Annotated in this window: 14 protein-coding genes; 8 read left to right on the top strand and 6 right to left on the bottom strand. The window is 70.2% G+C overall.

The window, feature by feature from the left end; genetic code table 11:
• Positions 1 to 16: 16 nt before the first annotated feature.
• Genes WEA29_08735 through queG form a run of 5 tightly spaced genes read right to left on the bottom strand, consistent with a single transcriptional unit; the run spans position 17 to position 3,968 of the window.
• The gene (locus tag WEA29_08735) at positions 17 to 919 is read right to left on the bottom strand and encodes an ROK family protein (protein ID MEX2323836.1); all 903 of its coding nucleotides are present in this window, start codon (positions 917 to 919) and stop codon (positions 17 to 19) included.
• 2 nt (positions 920 to 921) lie between these two features.
• The gene (locus tag WEA29_08730) at positions 922 to 1,362 is read right to left on the bottom strand and encodes an SRPBCC family protein (GenBank protein ID MEX2323835.1); all 441 of its coding nucleotides are present in this window, start codon (positions 1,360 to 1,362) and stop codon (positions 922 to 924) included.
• A gap of 14 nt (positions 1,363 to 1,376) precedes the next feature.
• Complete coding sequence (locus WEA29_08725) at positions 1,377 to 2,165, bottom strand: methyltransferase domain-containing protein (protein ID MEX2323834.1); 789 nt, start codon at positions 2,163 to 2,165, stop codon at positions 1,377 to 1,379.
• Positions 2,166 to 2,208: 43 nt separating this feature from the next.
• Complete coding sequence (locus WEA29_08720; GenBank protein MEX2323833.1) at positions 2,209 to 2,961, bottom strand: metallophosphoesterase family protein; 753 nt, start codon at positions 2,959 to 2,961, stop codon at positions 2,209 to 2,211.
• Positions 2,955 to 3,968 carry a tRNA epoxyqueuosine(34) reductase QueG gene (gene queG / locus WEA29_08715; GenBank protein ID MEX2323832.1) on the bottom strand — a complete coding sequence of 338 codons (1,014 nt, stop codon included), beginning with the start codon at positions 3,966 to 3,968 and terminating at the stop codon, positions 2,955 to 2,957. The genes WEA29_08720 and queG overlap by 7 nt, the downstream gene beginning before the upstream one ends.
• A gap of 126 nt (positions 3,969 to 4,094) precedes the next feature.
• Between queG and WEA29_08710 the strand changes: the two genes are divergently transcribed.
• Entirely contained in the window at positions 4,095 to 4,310 is a 216-nt protein-coding gene (locus WEA29_08710; protein ID MEX2323831.1) for a hypothetical protein, read from the top strand.
• A gap of 8 nt (positions 4,311 to 4,318) precedes the next feature.
• On the opposite strand, the gene WEA29_08705 is transcribed toward WEA29_08710, so the two are convergent.
• Entirely contained in the window at positions 4,319 to 5,566 is a 1,248-nt protein-coding gene (locus tag WEA29_08705; protein MEX2323830.1) for an NYN domain-containing protein, read from the bottom strand.
• Between the two features lie 45 nt (positions 5,567 to 5,611).
• Between WEA29_08705 and WEA29_08700 the strand changes: the two genes are divergently transcribed.
• Genes WEA29_08700 through WEA29_08670 form a run of 7 tightly spaced genes read left to right on the top strand, consistent with a single transcriptional unit; the run spans position 5,612 to position 13,374 of the window.
• Complete coding sequence (locus WEA29_08700) at positions 5,612 to 7,066, top strand: M1 family metallopeptidase (protein MEX2323829.1); 1,455 nt, start codon at positions 5,612 to 5,614, stop codon at positions 7,064 to 7,066.
• 27 nt (positions 7,067 to 7,093) lie between these two features.
• Positions 7,094 to 8,560, top strand: coding sequence for a decarboxylating NADP(+)-dependent phosphogluconate dehydrogenase (gene gnd / locus WEA29_08695; GenBank protein MEX2323828.1), 1,467 nt, complete (start codon positions 7,094 to 7,096; stop codon positions 8,558 to 8,560).
• Positions 8,557 to 9,990 (top strand): glucose-6-phosphate dehydrogenase, encoded by a 1,434-nt coding sequence (gene zwf, locus WEA29_08690; GenBank protein MEX2323827.1) that lies wholly within the window; start codon positions 8,557 to 8,559, stop codon positions 9,988 to 9,990. Before gnd ends, zwf begins: the two co-directional genes overlap by 4 nt.
• A gap of 33 nt (positions 9,991 to 10,023) precedes the next feature.
• Positions 10,024 to 11,136: an NAD(P) transhydrogenase subunit alpha gene (locus tag WEA29_08685; protein MEX2323826.1), complete on the top strand. Its 1,113-nt coding sequence runs from the start codon at positions 10,024 to 10,026 to the stop codon at positions 11,134 to 11,136.
• On the top strand, positions 11,133 to 11,441 hold the full coding sequence (locus tag WEA29_08680) for an NAD(P) transhydrogenase subunit alpha (GenBank protein MEX2323825.1): 309 nt from the start codon (positions 11,133 to 11,135) through the stop codon (positions 11,439 to 11,441). The genes WEA29_08685 and WEA29_08680 overlap by 4 nt, the downstream gene beginning before the upstream one ends.
• Entirely contained in the window at positions 11,438 to 12,802 is a 1,365-nt protein-coding gene (locus WEA29_08675) for an NAD(P)(+) transhydrogenase (Re/Si-specific) subunit beta (protein ID MEX2323824.1), read from the top strand. Before WEA29_08680 ends, WEA29_08675 begins: the two co-directional genes overlap by 4 nt.
• The gene (locus tag WEA29_08670; protein MEX2323823.1) at positions 12,802 to 13,374 is read left to right on the top strand and encodes a nitroreductase family protein; all 573 of its coding nucleotides are present in this window, start codon (positions 12,802 to 12,804) and stop codon (positions 13,372 to 13,374) included. The genes WEA29_08675 and WEA29_08670 overlap by 1 nt, the downstream gene beginning before the upstream one ends.
• Positions 13,375 to 13,387 lie beyond the last annotated feature (13 nt).

Here is a 13,387-nt window from a genome sequence, read left to right as displayed (position 1 = left end):
GAGGGCGATGCGGAGTCTACGGGGGTGCGTCGATCGACCGGCTCTCATGTGCCAACAGCGCCGCTCCGACCAGACCGGCCGACGCGCCGAAGTGCGCCGGGAAGACCGGCGTGGGCGACCGCGCAGCCGACCCGGTCACCGCCGCCGCCATCGCCTCGACCGCAGGATCCAGGAACGCCGGCCCGATCCCGGCGACACCACCGCCGACGACGATCACATCCGGGTCGAGGAGGTTGACCAGCGCGCCAAGCCCGACGCCGAACCATCGGGCGACGCCCGTCAGCGCCTGCCGAGCCGCGTCATCCGTTTCGGCGATTGCCGCCAGGTCCTCCCCGGTGGCGTCCCCGCCGAGGAGGGCCGCCGCAGCGCGGTCGAGCGCCGTACCGGAGGCGACGGCCTCCCAGCACCCGAGCAGCCCGCATTGGCACGGCGTGTCGGCATCGTCGAGGGGTAGATGTCCGATCTCCCCCAGAAAGCCCCGTCCGCGCTCAACGCGGCCGTCGACCACCAGGCCACCACCGATGCCGGTGCCCGCCGTGACCATGAGCACCATCCGATGCCCACGCCCGGCACCCCGGGTGGCCTCGGCGAGTGCGGCAGCGTTGGCGTCGTTGTCCACCTTGACCGGAACCCCCAGGGCCGAGCCGAGCTCTCGCTCCAGAGGGATGGGTCCCGTGACGTGCGGCGACCACACGAGCGTCCCGGTGTCGTGGTCGACCAGACCGGCGATTCCCACCCCCGCAGCGGTGAATGGGGCCTCGAGAGCACGGGCAGCGCCGATGATCCCGTCGACGAGGTCGCCAGCGTCGGGAGGGGTGGCCCATTCGACGATGGGACCGGGCGTGTCATCACCCTCGGCGAATTGGGCGATCCGAACCGAGGTGCCGCCGGCGTCGACCGCGAGGACGCCCTCAGACATGGTCAATCGGTGGAGCCGCCCTGCATCGCCTCGGCACGGCGACGCAGGTTGCGGATGGCCGCCTGGACGATCTGACGCTCCGCTTGCCTGCGCAGGAAGCCGGGCACCGTGAACGCCGGATCGACCCGGAGGGCATACACGATTTCGGTCATGCCGTCGGCCTTGGCGGTGAACTCGTAGGAACCCTCCATGTCGCGGATGTCGTCGCCGGGAATCGCTGTCCAGGTGATCCGGTGGGGCGGGTCATAGCGATACTCCAGCTCGTAGGATATCTGGCGGACGAACCCGTCCACCTCGAAGCGTGCCCGCCTGGGGAGGCCCGACTCGTCCCGTTCGAGCACCTCGACGCGGGTCACCCCGTCCGCCCACTCCGGGTACGACTCGAGATCGGTGGCGACGGCGAACACCGCCTCCGGAGGCGCCGCCGCCTCGCTCGTGCGCATCGTGCCTTCCACACTCATGACACTAGCCCCGGCCCTTCGGCGTGCAGACCCAGGTAGGGCAGGTCGTACTCGATCGACTCGGACGGATCGGGGTGCCGGCTCCCGAAGGCAACCAAGCCGGCTTCGATCTCATCGGGCGGGACCAGATGGAGCGTGCTGACGAAACCGGCCCGAACCGCCGCCATCCAGGCACCGGCGGGGCGACTGATCCGATCGTGATGGGCCACGGTCGGGGCGACGACGAGTCCGAGATCGGCGAGTCCGGTGCGCAGGCCCTCGACCGGGGGGAAACGGGCTGCATCGATGGCAGCCACCGAAGGAAACCAGCGGGCCAGGTACGAGTTCTCGTGATAGGTGTCGGGGAAGGTCCACACCCAGATCCGGCCCCGAGATCCGGCCACCCGAGCGGCCTCGGCGAGCATGTCGGGCCAGGCGCCGTGATGGATGGACAGGTGAAAGTAGACGAGGTCCACCACACCGTCCGCGATGGGAAGCGACTCGCCCCGGGCGACCACGCCGACGACGCCCCGACGGTGTGAGGCGAGGACCATCGCCGGCGACGGATCGACGACGACGGCACGGGCCCCGCGCTCGGTGAACACGACGGCGTGGACCCCCCTGCCACCTCCCACGTCGACCACGGTCGCGCCGGAGCCGAGCCCCGTCGTGTCGGCAGCGATGCCTGCTCGCCGGACTGCGCCGGCCTCGACGCGATGGTCGTATGCCGCGGCGAGCCGCCCGAGATCGACCTCAGAGCGCGCGCCAATAGGTCGCGGGGCCGATGAGGTTTCTGCTTGTGCCAAGCAGAAACCTTATTCCGGGGGGCGAGCCTATTGGCGCGCGCTCTCAGCCATGACGCACGGCCCGCCCGGTCGCCCGGAAGTAGCCGACGTTGCGACACACGGTGCTCCCCACCCGCCAGCTCACCGCCTGGGGCTGGTGGATGTCGCCGAAGTAGTGCCATCCGGGTCGAAACCGGAGGAGATAGTCGAGCACGGCTTGGGATTGCTTGGTACTCCCCCCGATCACGTCGAGGCTCAGCTGGGGCACCGCCGGTGCCACATGGGTGCACAGGATGTCGACCTCGCCGAGACCGAACAGTCGCTCCCGCATCACCTCGTGGGCCACCTCGCCTGGCGTTCCCAGCGACGGGATACCTCCGCCGACGATCCCGACGGACCGGCCTTCGACCTCGACCACGCCCACCTCGACGAAGCGGACCCCCTCGGGCAGCGAGGCTTCGAGCAGGTCGGGGCGGTCGACGTTGCCGTAGGTGACGATGGCGTCCGATCCGGCGAGGGCGGTGGCCGCGGTCTCGTAGGCGCTGACGGTGAGTTCGTGGAACCGGCGGCGCACCGCCTCCTCGGATCCGGCCACCGCGGTCCGCCAGGCGTGGTTGGCCCCGTCGTGGTCCCCCCGGGACCGCCGCTCCACGACGTCGGCGACCAGGGCGCGCCCCAACACGTCGACGAGCATGCCGTCCATGGTCCGGTAGTCGATGACGTTGAGGAGGTCGCCCAGGACCAGCAGGGGCTCACCGCGCCCCGCCACCCGCGCCAGCGGTTCGAAGGCACCGTGGATGTCGGAGACGATCAGCATGCTCCGGCCAGCCGCTCGTCGATGCGAGCGAGTGCCCAACGGGCGTGCTCGCTCAGCATGGGGTCGTCTGAGGCGGCGAAGCCGGCGACCAGTGACCGATGCGACCGGTCGCCGACGTTGCCCAGGACGACGAGCGCGTTCCGACGGAGGAAGGCCGGATCCCGTTCCGGGATGTAGAAGCGTCGGAATCGATCGAGCAGCTCCTCGTCGGAGCTCTCCAAGACCGCCGCCATGTCAGGAGTCTCGGTGGTGTCCGGAGACCTCCGCACCAGCGGGGCGCCGGGAGGACAGGCGTCGAGGCAGTCGTCACACCCGTAGAACCGATCACCCACGGCCTCCCGGAATCCTTCGGGGATGTTCCCGGGCGACTGCAGCAGGTAAGCGATGCACCGCCGCGCGTCGAGGATGCCGGGCTCGATGAGGGCCCCGGTGGGGCAGGCAGGGAGGCAGGCTTCACAGGTGCCACAGGTGCGGCGCATCGGCTCGTCGGAGTCGATGATGGCGTCGGTCACCACGCTGCCCAGGAGCACCCACGGGCCATACCCGGGTATCAGTGCCATGGTGTTCTTCCCCCACCAGGCGACCCCGGCCCTGACGGCCGCGGCGCGATCGACCAGACGGCTGTCGTCGGCGAGCATCTGCGCCTCATGGCCCCGTGCCCGTAACAGGTCGGCGATCGTCGTCAGGGCCTCACGCAGCGGTGCGTAGTGATCGGACACGGCGAACCGGGCAACCCTCCCCTCACCGTCGCCGGGGATCGGGTTACCCGCTGCGGGGAGGTAGGCGTGGGCGCCGACCACGAGCGACCGGGCCCAGGCGAAACTCGCCGTGACGTCACTCGATCGCTCGGGCGTCCCGAAAGTGAAACGCATCCCGGCAGAGCGCCCCGACGCCACCGCATCGCGCAAGTTCTCTTCGACATCGGAGAATGGCTCAGCGGCGCACACCCCGACTCCAGCGAGCCCGGCGACCCGCCCGGCGGCGAGAACGTCGTCGCGAAGGCTCATGCGCCCCAGGCTACGGCAAGGCAGACGGCAGACGAGATAACCGGCAACAGGCAACCGGCAACATTTCTGTCACACGCCGTCCGTACCGTGCCCGTCATGGTGGATATGCCGCTGAAGGAGGACCGGATGCTCATCGACTGCGACGAATGCTCGATGCAACACACCGACGCCTGCGAGGACTGTGTCGTCTCACTGCTGCTACGCGACATGCTCGGCCCCATCGAAGTCGACCGGGAGCAGGCCGCGGCGCTCGACGTGCTCGCCGACGCCGGCCTGGTGCCGACCCTACGGCTCGTCCCCCGCGTGCAGACTCCCGAAACCCCGCGTTCACAGGCTGGGTGAAGCGGCGCTCAGCCCCGCTGATTGGACCAGGCGATCAGGGCCTCGGACTGGATCACCGTCGCGCCGCGGGCGATCGCTCGCTCTCGGAGCTCCCGGTCGCTGGTGACCACCACGGCCGGCCGCGACGCCGAAGCAAGCATCGCCACGATCTCGTCGTCGGCGGTGGTCCCCAGTCCGGCGAATCGCACCTCGAGGCCGCGCTGTCGGGTCACTTGGTGTTCCCCGTCTCGTGAGTCCCACACCAGCGAGACCAGGAGGCTTCCCGCGGTCACCAGGCGAGTGCCCACAACCCACAACCGCTCCCGAGCCTCCCCCGGCTCGTCGACGACCTGGAGGCCCACGTTGTACCCGTCGACGATGAGCCAGATGGGTCCACCCCATCGCACCACGGCGTCGATGGCCGCCGCCTCGTCCGGGCGCACCCCGGCAGGCAGCGTGAAGCGCGGCGACTCGTGCGGCCGATCGTCGAATCCAGGATCCCGAGGAAGACGCGCCTGCAACGCCACTTGGTCGAGGTGCTCGGCGAGTACGACCGCTTCGCGCTCGGTCCACGACGCGCCACCGGCTGCGGCCCGCGCCGCCCTCTCGGCCTCGGCCCGAGCCGCTCTCAGGGAGCGAACCTCCTTCCGGAGGGCGCCGACGGACCCCTCGAGTCTGTCGGTCTCCGCTTCGAGCCGCCGACGCTCCGCCTCCCAGGCCGCCGTGGCCTCACCGAGGGCCGCCTGGGCCCGTGTCTCCTCCACGCGAAGCGCTCTCATCGGTTCCCGCTGAACCCGGTCGATCTCTCGGCGTGCGGCTTCCGCCTGGCGCGCCCGCCTTTCGGCATCGCGCTCGCGCCGTTTCGCCGCTCCCGCCGCTTCGGCCGCATCGTCCGCTTGCTGTAGGGCCCGATCGGCTCGAGCATCCGCCTCGCGAGCCGCCCGGGCCATCGCGACCGCGGCGAAGACCGTCTCCCAGCCCTCAGGGCGCAGCAGAAACAGCGCCGAGGCGTGATGCTCCGACTCCGGGAGCTCCCCCGCCGCCTCCGGCCAGGCGGCGATCGCCCGCCCCCGGAGCCATGCGTCCTCGTCGAGGGCCTCGATGAGTGGCCTCACCAGCGGCGGGGGAAGCGTCCCCGACGCGGCCCGTACCCGCTGGAGTCGAGCCTTGAGCCGGGGAGGGATCTCCTTGTCGTCGGCGTCCCGGAGCGCCTTTCGGGCGGCGTCGAGCGCTCGGGGCACGAGGCGTCCGATGGCGGCTGCGGTGGGGAGGTCCATCGCACCGACGCTACCCAGCCGCCGGCTCTGGCTATCGTCGCGTCGATGCCCCTTCGTCTCCGCGCCGCCACCGCGGCCGTCCTGTTCGGCCTCGTCGGGTGCACCGGAGCGCCTCCCCCTGACCCGACCGGGACGACTGCCGATACGGTCGCTCCGACCACCACCACCGCACCCCCGATCCCGTCGACCACCGTCGTCGATGGCATCCCCGGGTCCATCGGCGACCCGTACTTTCCGGACCTGGGGAACGCCGGCATCGACGTCGAGCACTACCACCTCGCGCTGTGGGTCGATCCCGACACCGGCGAGATCGTCGCCGCCGAGGCCGACCTCACCACGGTGGCCATCGCCCCGCTCGCCGAGATCGCTCTCGACCTGCTCGGCCTCACCGTCCACGAGACCCGAATCGACGGCATCACGGTGCCGTACCGGAGGCAGGGAGCGAAGCTCATCCTGGAACCGCCGGCCCCCATCGCCGCCGGGACGCGCATCGTCGTCGGAGTGACCTACGCGGGTGTTCCCGAACCGTTCTTCATCCCCGGTTTCGACACCCGGGCGGGGTGGGTCGTCACCGCCGAGGGCGTCCACGTGATCGCCGAGCCCGACGGGGCGCGGACCTGGTTCCCCGCCAACGACCACCCCAGCGACAAGGCGACCTTCGCCATCGAGGTGACCGTGCCCGAGCCGTTCGTCGCCGTGTCGAATGGCCGCCCGGTCCCCGTCGTCGAAGGGCCGGGGGGGCGGACCTTCGGCTGGCGGATGGACGACCCCATGGCCACCTACCTGGCGACGGTCGTCGTCGGAGAACTGGAGCGCGTGGAATCCGGTGTGGTCGACGGCGTGTCGGTCGCTGACTACCTGCCCCTCGACCTCGCCGCGGTGCCACCACCATCGCTGCTGAGGGCCCCGGAGATGATCGGATTCCTCGCCACCTGGTTCGGCCCCTACCCCTTCGACCGCTACGGCCACGTGATCGTCCCCGAGTTCTCCATCGCCCTGGAAACCCAAACCATGTCGGTCGTCGGGCGCGGCGCCGTCGGGGAGATCACGGTGCTGCATGAGATAGCCCACCAGTGGTTCGGCAATAGCGTCTCGGTTGCCACCTGGCGCGACATCTGGCTCAACGAGGGATTCGCCAGCTACGCCGAGCTGCTCTGGATCGAGCACGACCGGGGTCCGGCGGCGATGCACCAAGAAGCGCTGCGCCGTCATCAGGCGACCGCCCAACGACCCCATCCGACCATCGGAAACCCCGGCCCCGAGGACATGTTCGAGGGTGCGGTCTACTGGCGTGGGGCGCTCACGCTCTACGCGCTGCGAGCCGAGATCGGCGACGAGGCCATGCGCACCCTGCTGCGAGACTACGCCGAGCGGTATCGCCACGGCAACGCGACCACCGCCGACTTCATCGCCCTCGCCGAGGAGGTCGCGGCCCTGGATCTCGCCGACTTCTTCGAGGAGTGGCTGTTCGCGACCGAGATCCCACCGCTTCCCGGGTGATCGCCCCGGGCCGGTAGCCTTGGCCCGGTGACCTCCACCGTCCGGACCGACCCCGCCGCCGACATCGGACTCGTCGGACTGGCTGTGATGGGCCAGAACCTCGCCCTGAACATGGCCGACAAGGGCTATCGGGTCGCCGTCTACAACCGGACCACCGAGCGCACCGACGAGTTCGTCGCCGGTCCCGCCGACGGCATGTCGATCGTGGGGGTCGACTCGCTGGCAGCGCTCGCTTCCCAACTCTCCTCGCCGCGGCGGATCCTGCTGATGGTGAAGGCAGGCACGCCGGTGGACGCCGTGCTCGACGACCTGATCCCACTCCTCGATCCGGGCGACGTGGTGATCGATGGCGGCAACAGCCACTTCGAGGACACCGAGCGTCGGGTCTCCCGACTCGAGACCGAGGGGCTCCACTTCGTCGGCGCCGGCTTTTCCGGGGGCGAAGAGGGCGCCCGCCACGGTCCGTCGATCATGCCGGGCGGATCGGCCGGCGCCTGGCCGATCATCGGTGAGATCCTCCAGGCGATCGCGGCGCGCGCCGCCGATGGGCGTCCCTGCTGCGACTGGATCGGTCCGGGCGGATCCGGCCACTTCGTCAAGATGATTCACAACGGCATCGAATACGGGGACATGCAGCTACTCGCCGAGGTCTACGACCTGATGCGCCGTGGCCTCGGGATGGACCACGAGATGATGGCGACCGTGTTCAAAGAGTGGAATGCCGGGCGCCTCGAGTCGTACCTCATCGAGATCACCGCCGACATCCTCGCCCACCGCGAGGACGGGGCACCCACCCTCGACACCATCCTCGACGCCGCCGGCCAGAAAGGCACCGGCCGCTGGACCGTCGAGTCGGCCCTCGCTATCGGGATCCCGGTGACGCTGATCGCCGAAGCCGTGTTCGCTCGGGCGGTCTCGGCGCTGTACGACGAACGCCAACAGGCGGCTACCGTCCTGGGAGGAGGCACGGCTCCGATCACCGACGACGAGCTCACCCTCACCGACCTCGAAAATGCCCTCTACGCATCCAAGGTGGTGTCCTATGCGCAAGGATTCATGCTGCTGCAAGCCATGGCCGACGAGCGCGACTGGGATCTCGACCTGGGCTCGATCGCGGCCATGTGGCGGGCCGGGTGCATCATCCGCGCCGCCTTCCTCGAGGACATCAGGGCCGCCTACGCCGCCGACCCCGACCTCGGGTCGCTGCTGCTGGCGCCGGTGTTCGCCGACGCCATCACCGACGCGCTCGAGGGATGGCGGCGCACCGTGCGGGCCGCGGTCGGATCGGGGGTCCCGGCTCCGGCCTACTCGTCGGCGCTCGCCTTCTTCGACGCGGTCCGCAGCGCCCGTTTGCCGGCGAACCTGATCCAGGCGCTGCGCGACTACTTCGGGGCCCACACCTATGAGCGGACCGATCGTCCCCGGGACGAGTGGTTCCACACCAACTGGACCGGCAGCGGCGGAGACGTGGCCTCCGGGTCGTACAACGCGTGAGCCGGTCGGGCTCCTTGCTCTTCGTGGTCTACGGAGCCACCGGCGACCTCGCCTCCCGCCGACTGTTCCCGGCACTCCACAGCACGCTCGACCCCGAGGACGGCTCGCTGGTGCTCGGTGTGGCCACCGGCGATCTCACCGATGCCGACCTCCAGCAGACGGCAACCAAGTCCCTGCTCGCCGCTGGCGTCGCCGACCGCGAGGCCGCCGAGTGGGCCCGACGGCGGGTGCACTACCACCAAGCCGCCGAAGACGGTTCGGCCGACTCCCTCGCCGACCGCATCGCACGACTGGAAGCGGAGCACGACCTCGCCGGGAACCGCATCTTCTATCTGGCGCTCCCGCCCACCGCCTTCGCCCCGGTTATAGAGGCCCTCGGCACGGCAGGCCTGCATCGCGCCCCGGGATGGGTACGCCTCGTCGTCGAGAAGCCGTTCGGACGCGACCTGGACTCGGCACACCGACTCAACGAGCTCACCCACCGATGGTTCGATGAGGATCAGGTGTATCGAATCGATCACTACCTCGGCAAGGAGACGGTGCAGAACCTGCTCGTCTTCCGATTCACCAACCCCGTGTTCGAGGCATCGTGGAACCGCTCCAGCATCGATCGGGTCGAGATCACCGTTGCCGAGACGCTCGACGTGGGCGGCCGGGGCCGCTTCTACGAACTCACCGGCGCCATCGGCGACATGCTGCAGAGCCACCTCACCCAGGTGCTCACCCTCGTCGCCATGGAGCCGCCCCCGGCCTTCGAGGCTGACGCCATCCGCGACGAGAAGGTCAAAGTGCTGCGCTCGATCCGCGGCATCCCCGAACGCGCCGTCGTCGTCGGTCAGTACGGAGAAGGATCCATCGACGGTGCTCCGGTGGCGGCGTATCGCACCACCGATGGCGTCGCCGAGGACTCCCGGGTTCCCACCTTCGCCGCGATCAGGCTCTGGATCGACAACTGGCGATGGCAGGGCGTCCCGTTCTACCTTCGCACCGGCAAGGCGATGAGCCGCCGGCTCACCGAGGTGGTCGTCACCTTCCGCCCCCCGCCGATCTGCTTCTTCCATGCGGGGCCGGACGACTGCGTCACTCACCCCAACCGCCTCTTCCTCACGCTTCAGCCGGACGAGGGCTTCGCCCTGCACATCGAGGTGAAGGATCCGGCGGCCGACAACGCAGTGCGCACCATTCCCCTGCGGTTCTCGTACGACGAGCTGGCGCCGATCCCCGAGGCGTACCACACCCTGATCGGCGACCTGCTCGACGGCGACCAGACGCTGTTCGTTCGCGGCGACGAGGCCGAGGAGGCATGGCGCCTCTTCGCCCCGACCCTCTCCTACGACCTCCCCTTCCACGAGTATCCGGCCGGCTCGTGGGGGCCGCCCGAGGCGAACCAGCTGCTTCCCGACGGCACCGACTGGGCGACCCTGCGCTGAGGAGGCACTCGCCGACGGGTAGCCTGACCCCCGATGCGAATCCGAGTGCACCGAGACGCCACCGATGGTGAACGGCGCGTCGCGCTCACCCCGAAGACGGTGACGACACTGATAGGGGAGGGTCACTCGGTCGCCGTACCCGCCGGGGTCGGCCAACGCGCCGGCTTTCCCGATGCGGCGTACCGCGACGCCGGCGCCGACGTCTTCGCCGGGACGCCGGAACCGGCCGACCTGCTCGTCGGGGTCGGGCCGTTCACCCCGGACGACATCGCCGGGAGTGCTGCGGTGATCGGTTTCCTCGACCCGCTCGGTGAGCCAGACCGCGCCGTCGAGCTCGCCGCCACCGGCGCCACCCTCATCGCTCTCGAAATGATCCCCCGCACCACGCTGGCGCAGTCGATGGACGCGCTATCGAGCCAGGCGAATGTCGCCGGATACCAGGCGGTCCTGCTCGCCGCCAGCGAGCTGCCGCGCTTTTTCCCGATGCTGATCACCGCCGCCGGGACCATTCGCCCATCGCGAGTCCTGGTCCTCGGCGCCGGTGTCGCCGGTTTGCAGGCGATCGCCACCGCCCGGCGCCTCGGAGCCGCCGTCTCCGCCTACGACATTCGTCCCGAGGCCCGCGAGCAGATCGAGAGCCTGGGAGCGTCGTTCGTCGGTGGCCCGGTCAGCGATGCTGCCCCTTCCGGCGGCGGATACGCCACCGAGGTCAACGAGGAAACCCGCGCCGCACAGCAGCAGGCCCTCGCCGACGCGGTCGCCGCCGCCGACGTGGTCATCTCGACGGCGGCAGTGCCGGGACGCAGGGCCCCCACCCTGGTCACCGCTGCCATGGTGGAGGCCATGAAACCCGGGTCCCTCATCGTGGACCTGGCGGCGTCGACCGGGGGCAATTGCGAGCTGACCCGGGCGGGCGAGGTGGTCGACCACGACGGGGTGGTCATCCACGGGCCCCTCGACCTCTCCTCGCGCACCGCCGGAGATGCTTCCGAGATGCTCGGCAAGAACATCCTCGCCCTCATCTCCCATCTCGCCGGAGACGGCGAGCTCTCGGTGGAGGGCGAGATCGGACGCGAGGCCTGTATCGCCCGCGATGGCCGCATCGTGTCTGATCGGGTCGCCCAGGCTCTCGGGTCGCCGGCATGACCGACCCGCTTATCGCCGGCATCGTCGTCTTCGTCCTCGCCGCATTCGTCGGTTTCGAGGTGATCACCAAGGTTCCCCCCACCCTGCACACGCCGCTGATGTCCGGGGCGAACGCCATCTCCGGGATCACCCTGGTCGGGGCGGTTGTCGCCACCCAGGCGAGCGAACCCACGCTGGCGACCGTCATGGCCTTCGTGGCGGTCACCACGGCGACGATCAACGTCGTCGGCGGGTTCCTGGTGACCGACCGCATGCTGAGGATGTTCCGCGCTCCGGGCCGCACCCCGAAGGGTGACGACGAATGAACGCCCAGGCCCTCACCCTGGTCCAGCTGGCGGCGGCGGCCGCCTTCATCCTCGGTCTCCGCCGTCTGGGGTCGCCCCGCACGGCGAGGTCGGGGAACCGCATCGCCGCCACCGGGATGCTCGTCGCCGTGCTGACCACCGTGGGTACCGCCGGTGTGGCCTGGTGGGTCGTTGCCGCCGGGCTCGGCACCGGAGCCGTGATCGGCATCATCGCCGCGCTCCGCGTCCAGATGACCGCGATGCCCCAGTTGGTCGCCCTGCTCAACGGATTCGGCGGCGCCGCCTCGGGTCTCGTCGCCGGGGTCGCCTTCGTCGGCGGGGACGGATTCGACACCGACACCATGGTCTCGATGGTGGCGTCGATCGTGGTCGGTGGGATAACCGTCACCGGCAGCATCATCGCCTTCGCCAAGCTCCAGGGGATCCTGCGGGGCGCGCCGATCACCTTCCCCCTCCAACGCATCGTCAACGGCGTGCTCGGTCTGACCCTGGTGGCGGCTGCGGTCTGGGCCGGGGTCACCCAGTCGCCGACCGGGTTCCTCACTGTGGCGGCGGTGGCGCTGGTCATGGGAATCTCGCTGGTGCTCCCCATCGGTGGGGCCGACATGCCGGTGGTCATCTCGCTGCTCAACTCGCTGTCGGGAGTCGCTGCCGCCGCAGCCGGCTTCGTGATCCAGAGTCCCATCCTGATCATCGGCGGCGCCCTGGTGGGTGCGTCGGGTCTGATCCTCACCACGCTCATGACCAAGGCGATGAACCGCCCGCTGAGCAACGTCCTCTTCGCGGCCTTCGGCTCCGACGGAACGGCTGCGCCGAGCGCGGTCGGCGGCGACGTCCGCGCCACCAGCGCCGACGACGTGGCCATCGCCGTCGCCTATGCGTCCCGGGTCCTCGTGGTGCCCGGCTACGGCCTCGCCGTCGCCCAGGCGCAGCATGCCGTCCGATCCCTGGCCACCGCCCTAGAGACCCGCGGGGTCGAGGTGCTCTACGGGATCCATCCGGTGGCCGGGCGGATGCCGGGTCACATGAACGTGCTGCTCGCCGAGGCCGACGTTCCGTACGACCGGCTCCTCGACCTGGAGCAGGCGAACGCCGCCCTCGACCGCACCGACGTCGCCCTGGTGCTCGGCGCCAACGACGTGGTCAACCCGGCGGCGCGCGACGAGCCGGGGAGCCCCATCTATGGCATGCCGATCATCGAAGTGGACAAGGCGACCACGGTGGTAGTGGTGAAACGCAGCATGGCCTCCGGATTCGCCGGGATCGAAAACCCACTGTTCACCAAAGACGGCACGGTGATGCTCTTCGCTGACGCCAAGCAGGCCCTGATCGACATCCAGGCGGGTCTCGAGGACCTCTGATGGACTTCGACGAGGTCCTCCGCCGACGCCGGATGATCCGCCACCACGCCCCGGGCGGCGCCGTCGAGCTCCAGGTCCTGGAGCGCATCGCCACGGCGGCGACCCGCGGACCGACTGCGGGAAACGCACAGGGCGTCACCGTGATCCTGGTCACCGAGCCGACGCGCCTCGCCGCCATCGCCGAGGCGTGCGGCGAGCCTGCCCATCTCGAGCGAGGCTACGACCCCTGGCTCTCCTCGGCGGCGGCCCACCTGGTGCTCTGCGTCGAACCGGGCCGATACCGGGGCCGGTACGCGGAGCCGGACAAAGATCCGAAGGCCCTGGCCATCCCCTGGTGGTGGGTGGACGGGGGCGCCGCCCTCATGGCCATCCTGCTCGCCGCCGTCGATGCCGGCCTCGGCGCCGGCTTCCTCGGTGGCCACCGCGCGGGCGACGTCCGGCGACTCCTCGAGATCCCCGACGAGGTCGAGATCCTCGGCGTGGTGACCCTCGGCCCGATCGCCGCCGACCGCCGTTCAGCATCGTCCCGACGACCCCGGCGCGACGACGCCGTTCGTCACCAGCGTTGGTGACGGCCGAAGACGC

This window comes from Acidimicrobiia bacterium (assembly GCA_040902765.1).
In the GTDB taxonomy this organism is placed as follows: Bacteria; Actinomycetota; Acidimicrobiia; order Spongiisociales; family UBA11373; genus DATKBG01.
Note: the sequence above shows the minus strand (reverse complement) of the source record. Positions and strands in the feature narration are given on the sequence as shown.